At 70.2% G+C, this 17,454-nt stretch carries 16 protein-coding genes and 2 pseudogenes; 12 read left to right on the top strand and 6 right to left on the bottom strand.

Going from position 1 to position 17,454, the window contains the following annotated elements:
* Positions 1-90: 90 nt before the first annotated feature.
* Together POF73_RS12595 and POF73_RS12590 are read right to left on the bottom strand one after the other, a co-directional pair.
* Positions 91-675: pseudogene (locus POF73_RS12595) on the bottom strand (HD domain-containing protein); the annotation flags it as partial.
* 9 nt (positions 676-684) lie between these two features.
* Positions 685-1,668, bottom strand: coding sequence for a serine hydrolase (locus POF73_RS12590; RefSeq protein WP_272114747.1), 984 nt, complete (start codon positions 1,666-1,668; stop codon positions 685-687).
* Positions 1,669-1,817: 149 nt separating this feature from the next.
* On the opposite strand from POF73_RS12590, the gene POF73_RS12585 reads away from it, so the two are divergent.
* Positions 1,818-2,546: an SseB family protein gene (locus POF73_RS12585; protein WP_272114746.1), complete on the top strand. Its 729-nt coding sequence runs from the start codon at positions 1,818-1,820 to the stop codon at positions 2,544-2,546.
* Positions 2,547-2,559: 13 nt separating this feature from the next.
* Here POF73_RS12585 and POF73_RS12580 read toward each other — a convergent pair whose 3' ends face one another.
* Positions 2,560-2,937, bottom strand: coding sequence for a DUF1844 domain-containing protein (locus POF73_RS12580; protein ID WP_272114745.1), 378 nt, complete (start codon positions 2,935-2,937; stop codon positions 2,560-2,562).
* A gap of 337 nt (positions 2,938-3,274) precedes the next feature.
* Between POF73_RS12580 and infC the strand changes: the two are divergent.
* The 10 genes and pseudogenes from infC (at position 3,275) to POF73_RS12530 (ending at position 14,336) form a co-directional block, all read left to right on the top strand.
* A pseudogene (gene infC / locus POF73_RS12575) lies at positions 3,275-3,956 on the top strand (translation initiation factor IF-3).
* A gap of 110 nt (positions 3,957-4,066) precedes the next feature.
* Positions 4,067-4,261, top strand: coding sequence for a 50S ribosomal protein L35 (gene rpmI, locus POF73_RS12570; protein ID WP_003977225.1), 195 nt, complete (start codon positions 4,067-4,069; stop codon positions 4,259-4,261).
* Between the two features lie 100 nt (positions 4,262-4,361).
* Entirely contained in the window at positions 4,362-4,745 is a 384-nt protein-coding gene (gene rplT, locus POF73_RS12565) for a 50S ribosomal protein L20 (protein ID WP_006141703.1), read from the top strand.
* Between the two features lie 183 nt (positions 4,746-4,928).
* Positions 4,929-5,777 (top strand): TrmH family RNA methyltransferase, encoded by an 849-nt coding sequence (locus POF73_RS12560; RefSeq protein WP_272114743.1) that lies wholly within the window; start codon positions 4,929-4,931, stop codon positions 5,775-5,777.
* A 53-nt stretch (positions 5,778-5,830) separates the two neighbouring features.
* Positions 5,831-6,967 (top strand): sensor histidine kinase, encoded by a 1,137-nt coding sequence (locus tag POF73_RS12555; RefSeq protein WP_272114742.1) that lies wholly within the window; start codon positions 5,831-5,833, stop codon positions 6,965-6,967.
* A gap of 147 nt (positions 6,968-7,114) precedes the next feature.
* On the top strand, positions 7,115-8,236 hold the full coding sequence (gene pheS / locus POF73_RS12550) for a phenylalanine--tRNA ligase subunit alpha (RefSeq protein ID WP_272114740.1): 1,122 nt from the start codon (positions 7,115-7,117) through the stop codon (positions 8,234-8,236).
* Positions 8,236-10,749, top strand: coding sequence for a phenylalanine--tRNA ligase subunit beta (gene pheT, locus POF73_RS12545; RefSeq protein ID WP_272114739.1), 2,514 nt, complete (start codon positions 8,236-8,238; stop codon positions 10,747-10,749). The genes pheS and pheT overlap by 1 nt, the downstream gene beginning before the upstream one ends.
* Positions 10,750-10,999: 250 nt before the next feature.
* Positions 11,000-12,073, top strand: coding sequence for a PP2C family protein-serine/threonine phosphatase (locus POF73_RS12540; protein ID WP_272114738.1), 1,074 nt, complete (start codon positions 11,000-11,002; stop codon positions 12,071-12,073).
* 291 nt (positions 12,074-12,364) lie between these two features.
* Positions 12,365-13,705 (top strand): transcriptional regulator, encoded by a 1,341-nt coding sequence (locus POF73_RS12535; RefSeq protein ID WP_272114737.1) that lies wholly within the window; start codon positions 12,365-12,367, stop codon positions 13,703-13,705.
* Positions 13,706-13,790: 85 nt separating this feature from the next.
* Positions 13,791-14,336, top strand: a complete 546-nt coding sequence (locus tag POF73_RS12530; RefSeq protein ID WP_272114736.1) for an NUDIX hydrolase — start codon at positions 13,791-13,793, stop codon at positions 14,334-14,336.
* A 29-nt stretch (positions 14,337-14,365) separates the two neighbouring features.
* Here POF73_RS12530 and POF73_RS12525 read toward each other — a convergent pair whose 3' ends face one another.
* Both POF73_RS12525 and POF73_RS12520 read right to left on the bottom strand, forming a co-directional pair.
* On the bottom strand, positions 14,366-14,623 hold the full coding sequence (locus POF73_RS12525; RefSeq protein ID WP_272114735.1) for a hypothetical protein: 258 nt from the start codon (positions 14,621-14,623) through the stop codon (positions 14,366-14,368).
* A 180-nt stretch (positions 14,624-14,803) separates the two neighbouring features.
* Positions 14,804-15,676, bottom strand: coding sequence for a 3-hydroxybutyryl-CoA dehydrogenase (locus POF73_RS12520; protein WP_272114734.1), 873 nt, complete (start codon positions 15,674-15,676; stop codon positions 14,804-14,806).
* Between the two features lie 196 nt (positions 15,677-15,872).
* Between POF73_RS12520 and POF73_RS12515 the strand changes: the two genes are divergently transcribed.
* A complete protein-coding gene (locus POF73_RS12515; RefSeq protein WP_272114732.1) occupies positions 15,873-17,135 on the top strand; it encodes a glycoside hydrolase family 10 protein in 1,263 nt (420 codons plus the stop codon).
* Between the two features lie 31 nt (positions 17,136-17,166).
* Here the strand turns inward: POF73_RS12515 and POF73_RS12510 are convergent, their stop codons facing one another.
* Positions 17,167-17,367 carry a DUF1918 domain-containing protein gene (locus POF73_RS12510; RefSeq protein ID WP_272114731.1) on the bottom strand — a complete coding sequence of 67 codons (201 nt, stop codon included), beginning with the start codon at positions 17,365-17,367 and terminating at the stop codon, positions 17,167-17,169.
* Positions 17,368-17,454 lie beyond the last annotated feature (87 nt).

Here is a 17,454-nt window from a genome sequence, read left to right as displayed (position 1 = left end):
AGGGGCATCGATGCCGACGTCCACGGCGACCTCGCGCAGGAACCGGACCACGGGGTGTTCCGCCCCTTCGGTGAAACCCGTCCCCGGCGCCGGGAAGGACCCCTGGAAGGCCAGCCGGTGGTCGGCTCCGCCGCCGATGCGCTCAAGCAACTCGTCAACGGCCAGACGCTCCTCCCATCCCTCCCGCCCCGTGGCTCGCACCAGCCGGGCGACGACGAGGTCTTCGAGCTCCGGGACGCGCTTGTTCTTCCAGATCTTGTCCGCCGTACTCACCAGCAGGTCTTCCAGCGTCACCGCCGGATTCGCCCAGGCGCTGTGAGTGCCGGCGAACCGGGCCAGCTCCGGTGCGAAGCCGTGGGCCAACAGCAGCTCTCTCCCCGCCTCTTCGTGCGAGGACCCGGGACCGGACAACTCGGCGACGTGCACCGCCTTGCCGATGTCATGCGTCGCCGCCCCGAACAGGACGGCCTCGCGGTCGACGTCCAGATCGGGATACCGCTGCTCCACCCAGTCGACCAGCTGAACGGCCACATCGTGGACGGCACGCAGATGGGCGGCCAGACGCGGCGGCGCGCCCAGGGAACGAAGAAGGTCCGCCACAGACGCCGGGAGCGGCCGCAGCGGCGGGTCGACGGGGTCGGACAGGGCACGGGACAGCTTGTCTGACGACGGCACCGCGTCAGGCTACTGATACGCCGCCGCCGCGGACGCGTCCTGCCCGACGAACACCGACACCGCCGCCACCGACGCCGCCTCGACCAGCGAAACACCCCGCGCCTGCGTCGCGTTGCCGTCCGACAGCGCGGCCACCAGATAGTCACGGCCGTCGGCCGTCACCCGCCCGATGCTGTTGATGTCCCACAGCCCGGTCGCCGTACGCGGCAGCCACCCGTTCTTCAGCGCCCACGCCGAGCCGTCGGCCGCCGCCGACACCCCCCACTGCTGCCCCACCGCGATCCGCTCCATCAGCCCGCTCAGATACGTCCGCGAGGCCCCGCTCAGTTCGGACGCCTCCTCCCCGAACACCTGCCGCAACAGCCTGAGTTGATCGGCGGCCGTGGTCTGCGTCAGCCCCCACAGCATCCCCTCGCCGCCCTCGGTCTCCGCGAGCCCGAGGCGCTCGTTCGCGGCGTCGAGCCCCGCCGCCTGCCCGATCGTCCGCCACAGCTGCGACGCGGAGGCGTTGTCGCTGCTCTCGATCATCGCGGTCGCCTGCGACTTCTCCGCCGCCGTCAGCTCCCGCCCCTCGTCCTGCGCCCTGAGCAGCAGCGCCGCCAGGATGTCGACCTTCACGATGCTCGCCGTATCGAAAGCCCCGTCGCCGTACGAGGCGCCCTCACCGGACTCCAGGTCCAGGACCGCCACCGACAGCTCGACCCCGTCCGGGACGTCGATCGCCTTCACGGCGCTCGCCAGCAGCTCGTCGTGGTCCACCGCGTCCACCGTCGGCCGCACCACAGGTTCCACCGAAGCCTCCTCGCTCGCCACCGCCGAAGACGACGCCGCCGACGATACGGCCCTCCCACCGGAGTAGGCCCGCGCCTTCACATACGCGGTCCCGGCGGCCGTACCGCCCAGGACGACCACGGTGGCGAGGGCGCCGTACAGCAGGGAGCGGTGTCGGGACAGGCGAGCGCGGCGGCCGCGGCGAGCTCTGAAGGACTCCATGCCCGCGATCGTCGGGGCCGTGTCTGTGTGTGCCGTTAGACGGACGTTAGATGTCTGTCAGAGAAACCGGGATTCCGGGGAGGGGCGTCACAGCCGGGTTTCCGGGGCCGCACAAGCGCAGCAGCATCCCCCCGATAGGGTCGGTGACCGTGGCGAACAAGAACATTCCCGACTCTCCCTTCTCCGACGACGACGGCGCGGCCGACCCCCGGCTGAGCGCCGCGCTCGCCGCCTGGGCCGAGGACCGCACCGCCGAGGGGCCCGTCCTGGCGGCCCTCAAGGACGCCCGGCTGCTCGTCCCCGTCGTGGCCGTGCTCGGCGAGGTCGAGGAGGACGAGAACGGGCTGCGTCACGAGAAGACCAGCGACATGGCCGTACCGACCCTGAAGGCCGGCAACCGCACCGCCCTGCCCGCCTTCACGTCCACCGACTCCCTCGCCCGCTGGGACCCGGCGGCCCGCCCCGTCGCCGTACCCCTGCACCAGGCCCTGCAGGCGGCGGCGCACGAGAAGGCGGACACGATCGTCCTGGACATGGCCGGTCCGGTGCCCTACGAGCTGACCCGGCGCGCCCTGCTGGCGCTCGCCGAGGGGCGTGCGACGACCGACCCGCTGGCCGACCCGGCCGTGCGGGAGGCGGTGCGGGCCGCGGTGGCCGCCGAGCCCGCCGTGCTCCGCGCCCACCTCGGCCCCGGACAGGCCGACGGCACCCTCGCCCTCGTACTGGACGCGTCCGCGGCACCCGCCGAGGCCGCCCGCGCCGTCGCCGCGCGGCTCGCCGCCGACGACGCACTGAGGGCCCGCCTGGTGCGCGGCCTCGACCTGGCACTGCTGCCGGCCGGGACGACACCTCCGGGCGAGCCCCTGTACGTACGATGAAACAGTCGCCGAACTAGCCGTAGATCGGGCCGGTGTACTTCTCGCCCGGCCCCTGACCCGGCTCGTCCGGGACGATCGACGCCTCGCGGAAGGCCAGCTGCAGCGACTTGAGGCCGTCCCGCAGCGGGGCCGCGTGGAAGGAGCTGATCTCGGTCGCGCTGCCGTCCAGCAGACCGGCGAGGGCGTGGATCAGCTTGCGGGCCTCGTCCAGGTCCTTGTACTTGTCGCCCTCCTCGGTCAGGCCGAGCTTCACGGCGGCGGCGCTCATCAGGTTGACGGCGACCGTCACGATCACCTCGACCGCCGGGACCTCGGCGATGTCGCGGGTCATGGCGTCGAAGTCCGTCGGGCCGGACGTCTCGGGGCTGTCCGAGGGGGAGGTGTCACTCATGCCTCACACGATAGGCCCCGGTGCCCGCCGGTTAGCGCCGCCCCCGGGTTGCTGCTAACCTTGTGTAACGACCGGCTGGAGACGTATGTGTCCAGCCCACAAGTGGAGGCTCCGATCTCCCACCTGGCTGTCCTTCTGGACGGCGGGTCACCCCGGTCAGGCGCCCCCATCGTTCCGTACGGACGATGGAGTCGCCCGAAATTGCGCCCCGCGATCATCGCGACGGTGCTCCGGCAGTGTTTTGGAGCCCCGCCTGTGATCGTCCGGGGCATTTTTTGTGCTTCGGCGCGGTTAGGTCTACGGAAAAGAGACATACGCGGCTGTCCGCCAGACCGCCGTGTGGTGCTAACCGAGGAGGATCCATCAGCGCCGAGCCCCGCATCAACGACCGGATTCGCGTTCCCGAGGTGCGACTTGTCGGTCCCAGTGGCGAGCAGGTGGGCATCGTCCCGCTGGCCAAGGCACTGGAGCTTGCGCAGGAGTACGACCTGGACCTGGTCGAGGTCGCGGCGAACGCCCGTCCGCCCGTGTGCAAGCTCATGGACTACGGGAAGTTCAAGTACGAGTCGGCCATGAAGGCCCGTGAGGCGCGCAAGAACCAGGCGCACACGGTCATCAAGGAGATGAAGCTCCGGCCGAAGATCGACCCGCACGACTATGACACCAAGAAGGGTCACGTCGTCCGGTTCCTCAAGCAGGGCGACAAGGTCAAGATCACGATCATGTTCCGTGGTCGCGAGCAGTCCCGGCCGGAGCTCGGCTACCGACTGCTGCAGCGTCTCGCGGAGGACGTCCAGGACCTCGGTTTCGTCGAGTCGAACCCGAAGCAGGACGGCCGAAACATGATCATGGTTCTCGGTCCGCACAAGAAGAAGACCGAGGCGATGGCCGAGGCCCGCCAGGCGCAGGAAGCCCGCAAGGCAGACGCGAAGGCCAACCCCGGCAAGTCGCAGAACGCCGCGGAGGCCGAGAACGCCGTGGAGACCGAGGCGCCTGCCGAGGCTTCCGCCGAGGCGTGATCCCGGGGGACGCGAGTCCCCAGGACGTAACCGATACAAGAGCGACGCTCCACCGTGCCCGGTTTCACGACCGGGCACCGGAGCGCCACTGACGAGGAGAGAACGGCGCTATGCCGAAGAACAAGTCGCACAGCGGTGCCAGCAAGCGCTTCAAGATCACCGGCTCCGGCAAGGTGCTCCGTGAGCGCGCCGGCAAGCGCCACCTGCTTGAGCACAAGTCGTCCCGCGTGACGCGCCGCCTGACCGGCAACGCCGAGATGGCCCCGGGCGACGCCGCGAAGATCAAGAAGCTTCTCGGCAAGTGACGTACGCGGCGCTCCGCCTGAGCGCCGTACGTCTGGACCGGGACCCAATCGATTCCGGGCCGTGTGAGTCCAACCACGGCCCCGCTACAAGGAGTAAAAAGTGGCACGCGTCAAGCGGGCAGTGAACGCCCACAAGAAGCGCCGGGCGATCCTCGAACAGGCTTCCGGCTACCGCGGTCAGCGTTCGCGCCTGTACCGCAAGGCCAAGGAGCAGGTCACCCACTCGCTGGTCTACAACTACAACGACCGCAAGAAGCGCAAGGGTGACTTCCGCCAGCTGTGGATCCAGCGCATCAACGCCGCTGCCCGCGCCAACGGCATCACGTACAACCGCTTCATCCAGGGTCTGAAGGCCGCGAACGTCGAGGTCGACCGCAAGATCCTGGCCGAGCTGGCCGTGAACGACGCCAACGCGTTCGCCGCGCTGGTCGAGGTCGCCCAGAAGGCGCTGCCGAGCGACGTCAACGCGCCGAAGGCTGCGTGACCGCTGCACTCGGCCTGAGTCGACGTGACTGAACGGACCCGTGGGCTTGTGCCTGCGGGTCCGTTGCATGTCGTGGTGCGGGCGGGTGCGGCACCTCCCCCACTGCCTTAAGGGCGTGGGGGGACCCCCAGGTCCGCCGTCGTGGTTGATCGCCGTTGCGGCGGAAAGAGTTAGGTGAACCGAATGCCTCCTGTCATCCCCGAGCTGATCTCCCCCCGTTCCCCCCGCGTCTCCGCCGCCCGGCGGCTCGCCAAGCGGAACTTCCGGGGCAAGGAGCGGCTGTTTCTCGCGGAGGGGCCGCAGGCCGTGCGGGAGGCGGCGGCGTACGGGTCCACGCTCGTGGAGCTGTTCACGACCGTCGAGGCCGCGGAGCGGTACGCCGACATCGTGGGGGAGGCCCGGGCGGCGGGTGCCCGTGTGCATCTTGCCGACGAGCAGGTGATCGCCGACATCTCCACCACCGTCACGCCCCAGGGGCTCGTCGGGATCTGCCGGTTCGTCGACACCCCCTTCGAGGAGATCCTCGCCGCCCGGCCCAAGCTCGTCGCCGTACTGGCGCATGTGCGGGACCCCGGGAACGCCGGGACCGTGCTGCGGTGCGCCGATGCCGCCGGTGCCGAGGCCGTCGTACTGACCGACGCCTCCGTCGATCTCTACAACCCCAAGGCCGTGCGGGCCTCCGTCGGCTCGCTGTTCCACCTTCCCGTCGCCGTCGGGGTGCCCGTGGAGCGGGCGGTGGCCGGGCTCAAGGACGCCGGGGTGCGGATTCTCGCCGCCGATGGCGCCGGGACCGACGATCTCGACGACGAGCTCGACAAGGGGACCATGGGCGGGCCCACCGCCTGGGTGTTCGGCAACGAGGCATGGGGGCTCCCGGAGGAGACCCGCGCGCTGGCCGACGCCGTCGTGCGCGTCCCGATCCACGGGAAGGCCGAGAGCCTGAACCTCGCCACCGCCGCCGCCGTATGTCTCTATGCGTCGGCCCGTGCACAGCGCGCCTCCGGAGGGTGCCGCTCCGTCACCAAGGCCTAGTAGGGTGACCAGCTCGGGGGCCCCAAAGCCGTCGTGAGAGGTGGGGTACGGGGATGAGTGTCGGCGCGAGCAGCGCACCGGGAGCACGTCGGGTGCCGCGGCCGTCCGGGGCCCGGTCCGGTGATTCCGCCGAGTTCGGGGTCGATCCCGACGATCTGCCCGACGGCCTCGTCGTCGCCGACGAGCACGGGCACGTCATCTGCTTCAACGCCGCCGCCGAGCGCATCACCGCCGTCCGCGCCGACGACGCCCTCGGGCAGCGCCTGGAGAAGGCCCTGCCGTTAGAGGACCTGGACGGGCGGCGCTGGTGGCAGCTGACCGATCCGTACGGGGGCCTCGCCATCCGCCGTCGGCAGCCCGAGCGCAACCTCCTCCTTCCCGGCGGGCGTGAGGTGCTCGTCTCGGTGCGGTACGTCCGTGCCGAGCCGACCGGACCCGTCCGCCGCGTCGTCGTCTCCCTGCGCGACACCGAGGCCCGCCGCCGCACCGAGCGCAGTCACGCCGAGCTGATCGCGACCGTGGCCCATGAGCTGCGCTCTCCGCTCACCTCCGTCAAGGGCTTCACCGCCACCCTCCTCGCCAAGTGGGAACGCTTCACCGACGACCAGAAGCGGCTGATGCTGGAGACCGTCGACGCCGACGCCGACCGCGTCACCCGGCTCATCGCCGAGCTGCTCGACATCTCGCGGATCGACAGCGGACGGCTTGAGGTGCGGCGCCAGCCCGTCGACATCGGGGCGGCCGTGGGGCGGCACATCCAGGCGTACGTCGCCGCGGGTCAGCCCGCCGACCGGTTCCTGCTGCGCATCGAGCAGCCGCTGCCCGACCTGTGGGCGGACCCCGACAAGATCGACCAGGTGCTCAGCAACCTCATCGAAAATGCCGTGCGGCACGGCGACGGAACAGTCACCATTGACATCACGGCCACGGCGTCCCCCCGCGAAGGGGAGGACATCGGCACGTCGATCACCGTGAGCGACGAGGGGCCCGGCATCCCGGAGGAGTCCATGAACCGCGTCTTCACCCGCTTCTGGCGGGGCAGCAAGCGCGGTGGCACGGGCCTCGGGCTCTACATCGTCAAGGGCATCGTCGAGGCGCACGGCGGCGCCATCGAGGTCGGCCGCGCCCCCGGTGGCGGCGCACAGTTCCGATTTACGTTGCCCGTGGCGGCACCGGCGTATCTCACCTGAGAGCCGGACCGAGCCCCACGGGCGCATTCGCATTCCTCAACCCCGTTAGACTCGGCCTTTGGCACCTTTGTGTCCCAAAAACCGTGACGATCTGTCCACGAGTCGGTACGGGGACCATCCGCCAGCCAATCGGAAGCACGGGAAGAGATGTCGGCACCGAATAAGTCGTACGACCCTGTAGAGGTCGAGGCCTTGAAACCGGAAGAGATCGAGCGCATGCGGGACGAGGCGCTCGCCGCCTTCGCCGCCGCGGATTCCCTCGACGCGCTCCAGGAGGCCAAGGTCGCCCACACCGGCGGCACGTCCCCGCTGGCCCTCGCCAACCGCGAGATCGGCGCCCTGCCCCCGCACGCCAAGGCAGCCGCAGGCAAGCTCGTCGGCCAGGCCCGCGGCGCGGTGAACAAGGGCCTCGCCGCCCGCCAGGCCGAGCTGGAGGCCGAGCGGGACCAGCGCGTGCTGGTCGAGGAGGCGGTGGACGTCACGCTGCCGCACGACCGTGTACCGGCCGGCGCCCGGCACCCGCTCACCACGCTCTCGGAGCGCATCGAGGACATCTTCGTGGCCATGGGCTACGAGGTCGCCGAGGGCCCGCAGGTCGAGGCCGAGTGGTTCAACTTCGACGCCCTCAACATCGGCCCGGACCACCCGGCCCGCGGCGAGGCCGACACCTTCTTCGTCCAGGGCCCGGACGGCGGCACCGAGTCCGGCGTCGTGCTGCGCACCCACACCTCGCCCGTGCAGATCCGCTCGCTGCTCGACCGTGAGCTGCCGGTCTATGTGATCTGCCCCGGCCGGGTGTACCGCACCGACGAGCTGGACGCCACGCACACCCCGGTCTTCCACCAGGTCGAGCTGCTCGCCGTGGACGAGGGCCTGACCATGGCGGACCTCAAGGGCACCCTGGACCACATGGTCCAGTCCCTGTTCGGCGAGGGCATGAAGACCCGGCTGCGGCCGAACTTCTTCCCGTTCACCGAGCCGTCCGCCGAGATGGACATGGTGTGTTACGTCTGCCGTGGCGAGTCCGTCGGCAACCCCGACCGCCCCTGCCGTACCTGCTCCTCCGAGGGCTGGATCGAGCTCGGCGGCTGCGGCATGGTCAACCCCAAGGTGCTCACCGCCTGTGGCGTGGACCCGGAGAAGTACAGCGGCTTCGCCTTCGGGTTCGGCATCGAGCGGATGCTGATGTTCCGCCACAACGTCGAAGACATGCGAGACATGGTCGAGGGTGACGTCCGGTTCACCCGGCCGTTCGGGATGGAGATCTGATGCGGGTCCCGCTTTCTTGGCTGCGGGAGTACGTCGACCTGCCGGCGACGGAAACCGGCCGCGACGTCCAGGAGAAGCTGGTCGCGGCAGGGCTTGAGGTCGAGACGGTCGAGCAGCTCGGCGCCGACCTCAAGGGCCCGCTCGTGGTCGGCCAGGTGCTGACCATCGAGGAGCTGACGGAGTTCAAGAAGCCGATCCGCTTCTGCACCGTCGACGTCGGCCAGGCCAACGGCACCGGCGAGCCCCAGGAACTCATCTGCGGCGCCCGGAACTTCCAGGTCGGCGACAAGGTCGTGGTCGTACTCCCGGGTGCCGTGCTGCCCGGCGGCTTCGCGATCGCCGCGCGCAAGACCTACGGCCGGGTCTCGCACGGCATGATCTGTTCCACCAGCGAGCTGGGCATGGGCGACGACGGTACGCACGGCATCATCGTGCTGCCGCCCGAGACCGAGGTCGGCAAGGACGCCATCGAGCTCCTTGAGCTGGTCGACGAGGTCCTGGACATCGCCGTCACCGCCAACCGCGGCGACTGTCTGTCCATCCGCGGCGTCGCCCGCGAGACCGCCATCGGCTACGGCCTCCCGCTGCGCGACCCGGCGCTGCTCGACGTGCCCGGCCCGAACGCCTTCGGCTACCCGGTGCAGGTCTCCGACCCGATGGGCTGCGACCGCTTCACCGCCCGCACGGTGACCGGCCTGAGCCCCGAGGCGCGCTCCCCGATCTGGCTGCAGCGCCGCCTGCAGAAGGTCGGCATGCGCCCGATCTCGCTCGCCGTCGACGTCACCAACTACGTGATGATGGAGCTCGGCCAGCCGCTGCACGCCTACGACCGCAATCTGGTCCAGGGCACCATCGGTGTGCGCCGGGCCGAGGAGGGCGAGAAGCTCGTCACCCTCGACGGCGTGGAGCGCAAGCTGCACGCCGAGGACCTGGTCATCACCGACGAGCGCGGCCCGATCGGCCTCGCGGGCGTCATGGGCGGCGCCAACACGGAGATCGCCGATCACGACAACGTCGAGAACGCGTCCACCGAGATCGTCATCGAGGCCGCCCACTTCGACCAGGTCGCGATCGCGCGTACGGCCCGCCGCCACAAGCTGTCCTCCGAGGCGTCCCGTCGCTTCGAGCGCGGCGTCGACCCGGCGGCGGCAGCCGCGGCGGCCCAGCGGACCGTCGACCTGCTGGTGCTGCTCGCGGGCGGTACCGCCGAGGCGGGTGTCACCGAGGTCATCACACCCTCCGCGCCGCACACCATCACCATCCCGGCCGACCACCCCGACAAGGTCGCCGGCGTCGAGTACGGCCGCGAGATCGTCGTACGCCGACTCCAGCAGATCGGCTGCGACGTGTACGGGCAGGACGAGCTGATCGTCACCGTGCCCTCCTGGCGGCCCGACCTCCTCGAACCGAACGACCTGGCCGAAGAGGTCATCCGCCTGGAGGGCTACGAGAACCTGCCCTCCACGCTGCCCAAGCTGCCCTCCGGCCGTGGCCTGACCCACCGTCAGCGGCTGCACCGCCGGGTCGGCCGCGCGCTGGCCGGCGCCGGTTACGTGGAGGCGCCGAACTACCCCTTCGTCAGCGAGCAGGTCTTCGACCAGCTCGGCCTGGCCGCCGACGACCCCGCCCGCCGTGTCGTCAAGCTGGTCAACCCGCTCAACGACGAGGAGCCCGCGCTGCGTACGTCGCTGCTGCCGGGGCTGCTCGGCGCGCTGCGGCGCAACGACGGGCGGGGCTCGCACGACCTGGCGCTGTTCGAGACCGGGTTGGTCTTCCAGCCGCGCGAGGAGCAGGGCGCCGCCGGTCATCTGCCGGTCGACCGCCGTCCCACCGGCGAGGAGATCGCCGCGCTGAACGCCGTGCTGCCGCAGCAGCCGCGGCATGTGGCCGTCGTCCTCGCCGGCGCGCGGGAGCAGGCCGGCTGGTGGGGCAAGGGCCGTCCGGCCGACTGGGCCGACGCGATCGAGGCGGCGCGGGTCGTCGCCCGTGAGGCCGGGGCCGAGCTGATCGTGCGGGCCGGGCAGTACGGGCCGTGGCACCCGGGCCGGTGCGCCGCGCTGGCGATCGGCGTGGAAGGCACCGAGCGGGTCATCGGTCACGCCGGTGAGCTGCACCCGAGGGTTCTGAAGGCGCTGGGTCTGCCTGCGCGCAGCTGCGCGATGGAGCTGGACCTGGACGCCCTGGAGCAGGTCGGCGACGGCACGCCCCAGGCGCCGAGCATCTCCACGTTCCCTGTGGCCACGCAGGACGTCGCCCTCGTCGTGGACAAGCCGGTACCGGCCGTGGAGGTCGAGGCCGCGCTGCGTGAGGGGGCGGGTGAACTCCTTGAGGGCATCCGGCTGTTCGACGTGTACGTCAACGACGAGCAGCTCGGGGACGGCAAGAAGTCGCTGGCGTACGCGTTGCGCTTCCGCGCGGGTGACCGGACGCTGACCGTCGATGAGGCGTCGGCTGCCAGGGACGCGGCGGTGGCCCTCGCGGGCGAGCGTACAGGAGCGGTGCTGCGGGGCTAGTGCGCCCAACGGGTGGGGGACTGCGGTTGTCGGGCGGCTGCGGGTTGGCCGTGGTTGCTCGCGCAGTTCCCCGCGCTCCTTGTGGGGGCATGCCCCCACACCCCCATCGGGCGCGTTGTGGTCACCTCACTCAATGGGGTGACTTCTCCGGGTGATCTGGTACTTCCGGACTATCTCTCGACAGAATCGGACCGGCCATTCGAGGCCGGTCCGATTCTGCGTTGTCAGGGCCTATTGGGGGGCCATCGGAATGTTCCGTATCAAGGCTCGGCTTCCCCGGAAGGTGCTGGCGCTGGGGTTGCCCACCGCCTGGGGTGCGGCGGCGGTCACGTACAAGCTGACCTGCCCGCTCGCCCAGCAGGAGAGCCTCGGCGCTCGGATCGTCACCAGTGCCGTCTTCTTCGCCGTGGGGACCGGTCTGGTCCTGCACGTCCGGCAGGCCCTGGTGCGGGAGCTGCGGCAGGTCCGCAAGGTCGCCGGTGCCGCGCAGAGCGCGCTGCTGCGCCCGCTGCCCGGGCGCATCGACGGGCTGAACGTCGCGGCGGCACAGCTGTCCGCGGATCGCAGTGCCTGTGTCGGCGGCGACCTGTACGAGGTCATCGCCACCGAGCACGGCGTACGGGCGGTGATGGGCGACGTACGCGGCCACGGCATCGCGGCCATGGGCACCGTCGCCGCGATCCTCGGCAGCTTCCGTGAGGCGGTCCACGACGAACCCGACCTGGGCAGGGTGCTGCGCAGACTGGACCGGGCCCTGGCCCGCCATCTGCGCGAGCGTGCCCGTGACGAGCACCCCTCCTCAGGCCTGGAGCCCGACACCCCGGTCGCCGAGGAGTTCGTCACCGTCCTGCTGCTGGAGATCGGCCGGGACGGCGAGATCACCGCCCTCAACTGCGGTCACCCCTGGCCTTATCTGCTGAGCGGGAGAGAGGTCGAGCCCCTTGCCCGAGCCGATCCCCTGCCGCCCCTGGGCCCGTTCCCGCTCCCCACCGAACTGGCCCCGCTGCCGTGCGGCTCCCTGCTCCTCGGCGACTCCCTGGTCCTGTACACGGACGGCGTCGAGGACGCGAGAGACGCGAGAGGCCGGTTCTTTTCCCTGCAGGGGGCGCTCATCGACGCCGTACGACAGGAGCCGATCGCCCCGGAGGCGATCCTGAGCACACTCTTCGAGGCCCTTCTCCGTCACACCAGGGGAAGGCAGGCCGACGACATAGCTCTATTGGTCCTACGGAACGACCGAACCAGGGTCGACTGTGCTGCCCTAGGGGCGCGGGGAACTGCGCGACCAGCTACACACAACCCGCAGCCGACCAACCACCTTTAGCGCAACGGCGACCAGTCACCCGGCGTAGCAAGCGCAGCGTCGGCGCGGCGACGCCGTCCGCCCCGCCACGGAGTGTCGGGCAGGCAGCTGGGCGGACGGCGCGGATGCGGGCCGCCGCACTGTACGAGGGGGAGCCGGCGGCCCGGCCGGCCTCTTGCGAGGCATTTCAGTCAACCGGTTCGAAACTCTCCGCAACAGTGCGCGCACCCTACGGATTCGGGCACTCCGTTCACACCCCGTGTGAAGTGGTTCGCACTACTCTGACGGCACCGAGCGATCCGGGGGGCACCCATGCAGCCCAACACTCTGCTCGACGCGATCCTGGACGAGGCCGGGATCTCGCACGCGGGGCTGGCAGCGCACGTGAATCAGGCAGGCCGGGTGCGCGGGCTCGCGCTCAGATACGAACACACCGCCGTCGCACGGTGGTTGAAGGGCCAGCGGCCACGTGGTCAGGTGCCCGACCTGATCTGCGAGGTGCTCGCCGCCCGGCTGCAACGTACCGTCACGCTCGACGACATCGGGCTCGGCGTACCCGGCGAACCCTCCCCCGCCCACGCCACCTCGCTGTCCGGCTTCGTGGAGCGGGCCACCGCGTTGTGGCGCTCCGACGAGCAGCAGCGGCCGCACATCCTGGGCGCACCCGCGGTCACGGGGACGCCCGCCGTCATGCCGGTGTGGGAGTGGGAGAACCCGCCGGAGGACGTCGACGTCTCGCGCGGGGGCCGGCATCGGGTCACCCTCGCCGACATCGAGATGCTGCGGGCGGCCCGCACCCACTACGAGCAGATGTACCGGAAGGCGGGCGGCATAGCCACGCGCACCCGGATCGTCGGCTTCCTCAACGCGGAGGCCGCCCCGCTGCTGAGGGGCAGTTACACCGACGCCACCGGTCGCCAACTGCACCGTGCCACCGGCGGGTTGGTCGCCGTCGCCGGGATCTGCGCGTACGACTCCGATGCGCACGGGCTCGCGCAGCGCTACTTCCACCAGGCGCTGCGGCTGGCCAAGGCGAGCGGGGACTGGGGGCTCGGCGCGTATGTGATCGCGCTGCTGGTCAACCAGTCGCTGTTCATGCGGGAGTTCCGGCAGTCCGTCGCCTTCGCGGAGGCCGCGCTGCGGGCCGCCGGCAAGCACATCACCCCGGCCCTGGCCTCCGACCTGTACGCGATGCAGGCGAAGGCGTACGCCCACCTCGGCGACGGCACGAGCGCCCTGTCCTGCATCCGGCGGGCCGAGCAGGCCGCCGAACGCATCCACCGCGGATACGAACCGGACGAAACGGGCTATGTCCAGCCCGGCCTCGTCAATGTCCAGGTGGCGGAGGCGCTGCTGAGTCTCGGGGAGCTGACGGCCGCGGGGGAGCATGCGGCGGCCGCCGTCGACAATCCGGCCCACGACCGGGGCCGGGTGCACCGGCTGGCCATGCTCAGCACGATCGAGCTGCGCCAGGGCAACGCCGACAAGGCGGTGGCCACGGCGGTGCAGATGGCCGAGCAGGCGCGGGGGATGGAGTCCCAGCGCCTTCGCGACAGACTCCGGGCGGTACGTGAACACCTGGTGCGCAGCGGCAGCGCGGGCACCGCCGAGGCCGCCGAACTCATCGACGGAGCACTGCGCGTACCGCTGTAGGCCGGCGCACTCGCGTTCTCGAACACCGACACCTCATAGTCCCTGCTGCGATATTGCCACTTACTCGACGGAAGGTGGCAGAACCGTGCAGTGGACGAAACAGAACGAACAAACTGTGTATGAAAACCGCTGGTTCACCGTCAACCTGGCAGATGTGGAACTGCCCGACGGTCGGCACCTGGACCACTTCCTCATACGGATGCGGCCGGTCGCCGTGGCCACGGTGGTCAACGAGGCCAATGAAGTCCTCCTCCTGTGGCGCCACCGCTTCATCACCGACAGCTGGGGGTGGGAACTCGCGGCGGGCGTCGTCGAGGACGGCGAGGATATCGTCCATGCGGCCGCCAGGGAGCTGGAGGAGGAGACCGGCTGGCGGCCGGGAACCCTGCACCACCTCATGAGCGTGGAGCCCTCCAACGGGCTCACCGACGCCCGGCACCACATCTACTGGGCCGACGAGGGCGAGTACGTAGGACACCCCGTGGACGACTTCGAGTCGGACCGCCGGGAATGGGTCCCCCTCAAGCTCGTCCCCGACATGATCGCCCGTGGGGAGGTCCCGGCCGCCAACATGGCGGCCGCGTTACTGCTGCTGCACCATCTCAGGCTCGGTCAGGACACCTTGCCCTGATTCCCCCCACCACCGTGTCCTGCGGAGCCTCAATGGCCCAGTGCCTGCCAGATCGCCACGACGAGCGCACCTACCGCGGTCACCGCCGCGACTGCGGGCAGCGGCCAGCGGGCGTGTTCCAGTGCGACGATTCGTGCGGCCAGATCATCGAGTTCCTTGTCGGTCTCTTCGGTTCGGTGACTCAGCAGATTCAGCCCTCCCTCGACACGCGCGTACGCGACATCGAGGCGGCGACGTAACTCTGCGAGTTCTCCATTGACCACAGGATGCTCGGGGTCGGCGGTCACGAGTCCGCTCCTTTCCGTAGTCGTCACATCTCTTGCATGCGCATGAGGAGTCAACTCGCCTGGTGGACGCGTGGGGAGAGTGTGCGACGGGCATATGCGAGCCCGGCGCGCACACGGTGTGTGAATGCGATGGGCCCGGCACCCATAGGGTGACGGGCCCATTTCAGCCACAGCGCGTAATCAGCCGTAGGTGTAGAAGCCGGAACCGGTCTTGCGGCCCAGCCGGCCCGCGTCCACCATGCGCTGCAGGAGCGGGGGAGCGGCGTACAGCGGCTCCTTGAACTCGTCGTACATGCTCTGCGCCACGGAGGCGACGGTGTCGAGGCCGATCAGATCCGACAGCTTCAGCGGGCCCATCGGGTGGGCGCAGCCCAGCTCCATGCCGTTGTCGATGTCCTCGCGGCTGGCGATGCCCGACTCGAACATCCGGATCGCGGAGAGGAGGTAGGGGATCAGCAGCGCGTTGACCACGAAGCCGGACCGGTCCTGGGCGCGGATGGCGTGCTTGCCCAGCAGCTTCTCGGCGAACGACTGGGCGCGGGCGATCGTGCCCTCGGAGGTGGTGAGGGCCGGGATCAGCTCGACGAGTTTCTGCACCGGAGCCGGGTTGAAGAAGTGGATGCCGATGACCTGGTCGGGGCGCGAGGTGGCGACCGCCAGCTTCACCAGCGGGATGGAGGAGGTGTTGGAGGCCAGGATCGCGTCCGGGCGGGTCACCACCTGGTCGAGCACCTGGAAGATCTCGGTCTTCACCTGCTCGTTCTCGACGACGGCCTCGATCACCAGGTCACGGTCGGCGAACTCGCCGAGGTCCGTGGTGAAGGACAGCCGGGCCTGCGTGGTGTCCAGCTCCTCGTCGCTGATCTTGCCGCGCTCGGCGGCCTTGGCCAGGGAGCTGAACAGCCGGGTGCGGCCGATCTCCAGGGCCTCGCCGGTGGTCTCGGCGACCTTCACGTCCAGGCCGGCGCGGGCGCACACCTCGGCGATGCCCGCTCCCATCTGGCCGCAGCCCACCACACCGACGCGTGCAATATCTCCGGAGATGCCGGTCACATCGTCCCCTTCGCTGATCCACGACTGCGGCAGTCCGCCGTTGGTTCGACGCCTGCTCCAAACCTGCACGTTACCTTCGGCGAAGTTTGATCGATCGTTCGGGTACCGCATGAAAAGCTGACGCCGGGCCGGTCCGGAACGCATGGATCTGTCCTGGGGTGGGCCCCTGACCACGGCACACGGAGGTACGAACAAGATGCTCCACCGAAAGCTACGGCTGTCACGGCGGGCGTTCACGGCGACCGCGCTTTCGGCACTCGTGGCGGGAGGCGGCGCGATGGCGGCCGGCGCCGCCATGGCGGACGGAAGCAATCCGGGCAGGCGCCGGATGACCCGGGAGATGCGCGGTGTATGGGTGGCGACCGTGGCGAACCGGGACTGGCCCAGCAAGCCGGGGCTGACCGCGGACGAGCAGCGCGCGGAACTGATCGCCCACCTGGACCGGGCGGCGAAGTGCGGCCTGAACACGGTGATCCTCCAGGTGCGGCCCACCGCCGATGCCCTGTGGCCCTCGCCGTGCGAGCCGTGGTCGCAGATCCTCACCGGCACCCAGGGCAAGGACCCGGGCTGGGACCCGCTCGGCACGGCCGTCGAGGAGGCCCACGCCCGCGGTCTGCAACTGCACGCCTGGTTCAACCCGTACCGCATCGCCAACCACACGGACCCCACCCGGCTCGCCGAGTCCCACCCGGCCCGTAAGCACCCGGAGTGGGTGGTGACCTACGGCGGCAAGCTCTACTACAACCCGGGGCTGCCCGAGGTCCGGGCCTTCGTGCAGCGGGCGATGCTGGACGCGGTGCACAAGTACCCGGTCGACGCGGTCCACTTCGACGACTACTTCTATCCGTACCCGGTGGCCGGCCAGGCCTTCGACGACAACGCCGCCTACGACCGTTACGGCGGCGGCTTCGCGAGCCTGGCCGACTGGCGGCGGGACAACATCGACCGGCTGATCCTGGAGACGGCGGCCGGCATCCGGCGGATCCGGCCCACCACGCAGTTCGGCATCAGCCCGTTCGGCGTGTGGCGCAACGCCGCCACCGACCCGCTCGGCTCCGACTCACGGGCGGGCGTGCAGACGTACGACGATCTCTACGCGGACACCCGCAGGTGGGTGCGCGAGGGCTGGATCGACTACATCTGCCCGCAGTTGTACTGGAACGTCGGCTTCGCCGCCGCGGACTACGGCAAGCTCCTGCCCTGGTGGGCGGAGACGGTGCGGGGCAGCAGGACGCGGCTGTACGTCGGCGAGGCGCTCTACAAGGCCGGTGACCCGGCGCAGCCCGAGGCCTGGCAGGACCCGGCCGAGCTGTCGCGGCATCTCACCCTGGCCAAACAGCACCCGGAGGTGTACGGACACGTCCACTTCGCCGCGAAGGACCTGGCGGCGGACCGGATCGGCGCCATGGCGCAGGTGGTGGCCGACCACTACGGGCAGCCGGCCATGACCCCGCGCTGATCCGCCCGTCGGGCTGCTTGGCCCGGTCGGGCTACTTGGCCCTGTCCTTGTGACTGTGACGGATCTCGGTGTCGGGGCCGGGGGAGCACAGGCCCTCGTGCCCGTCCTCGAAGCGGACGCGGTACGGGGGGTTGCCCTCCTGGCCCAGGATTTCGACGATCTCGCCGACCTTGTCGTGTTGTCCGACCACCCTGCCGTGCTGAACAAGCTGGTCGCCCACGGTTGCACGCATCTCTTGGGCCTCCTCACCAGGTGCGGGAGCAGCGGTCCGTGGCCTTGAGTCTACGGCGTGGAGCGGTGGTTGGAAGTGGGTCGTTCG

This window comes from Streptomyces sp. HD (genome assembly GCF_028369295.1).
GTDB lineage: Bacteria > Actinomycetota > Actinomycetes > Streptomycetales > Streptomycetaceae > Streptomyces.
The sequence above is the reverse complement of the archived record's forward strand: the minus strand, read 5'-3'. Positions and strand labels throughout refer to the sequence as shown.

Bases quoted from the DNA above. Each gene is read 5' to 3' on its own strand.
- POF73_RS12590 (WP_272114747.1), bottom strand. From the start codon at position 1,668: ATGGAGTCCTTCAGAGCTCGCCGCGGCCGCCGCGCTCGCCTGTCCCGA.
- POF73_RS12580 (WP_272114745.1), bottom strand. From the start codon at position 2,937: ATGAGTGACACCTCCCCCTCGGACAGCCCCGAGACGTCCGGCCCGACG.
- rpmI (WP_003977225.1), top strand. From the start codon at position 4,067: ATGCCGAAGAACAAGTCGCACAGCGGTGCCAGCAAGCGCTTCAAGATC.
- POF73_RS12560 (WP_272114743.1), top strand. From the start codon at position 4,929: ATGCCTCCTGTCATCCCCGAGCTGATCTCCCCCCGTTCCCCCCGCGTC.
- POF73_RS12555 (WP_272114742.1), top strand. From the start codon at position 5,831: ATGAGTGTCGGCGCGAGCAGCGCACCGGGAGCACGTCGGGTGCCGCGG.
- pheS (WP_272114740.1), top strand. From the start codon at position 7,115: ATGTCGGCACCGAATAAGTCGTACGACCCTGTAGAGGTCGAGGCCTTG.
- pheT (WP_272114739.1), top strand. From the start codon at position 8,236: ATGCGGGTCCCGCTTTCTTGGCTGCGGGAGTACGTCGACCTGCCGGCG.
- POF73_RS12540 (WP_272114738.1), top strand. From the start codon at position 11,000: ATGTTCCGTATCAAGGCTCGGCTTCCCCGGAAGGTGCTGGCGCTGGGG.
- POF73_RS12535 (WP_272114737.1), top strand. From the start codon at position 12,365: ATGCAGCCCAACACTCTGCTCGACGCGATCCTGGACGAGGCCGGGATC.
- POF73_RS12515 (WP_272114732.1), top strand. From the start codon at position 15,873: ATGCTCCACCGAAAGCTACGGCTGTCACGGCGGGCGTTCACGGCGACC.
- POF73_RS12510 (WP_272114731.1), bottom strand. From the start codon at position 17,367: ATGCGTGCAACCGTGGGCGACCAGCTTGTTCAGCACGGCAGGGTGGTC.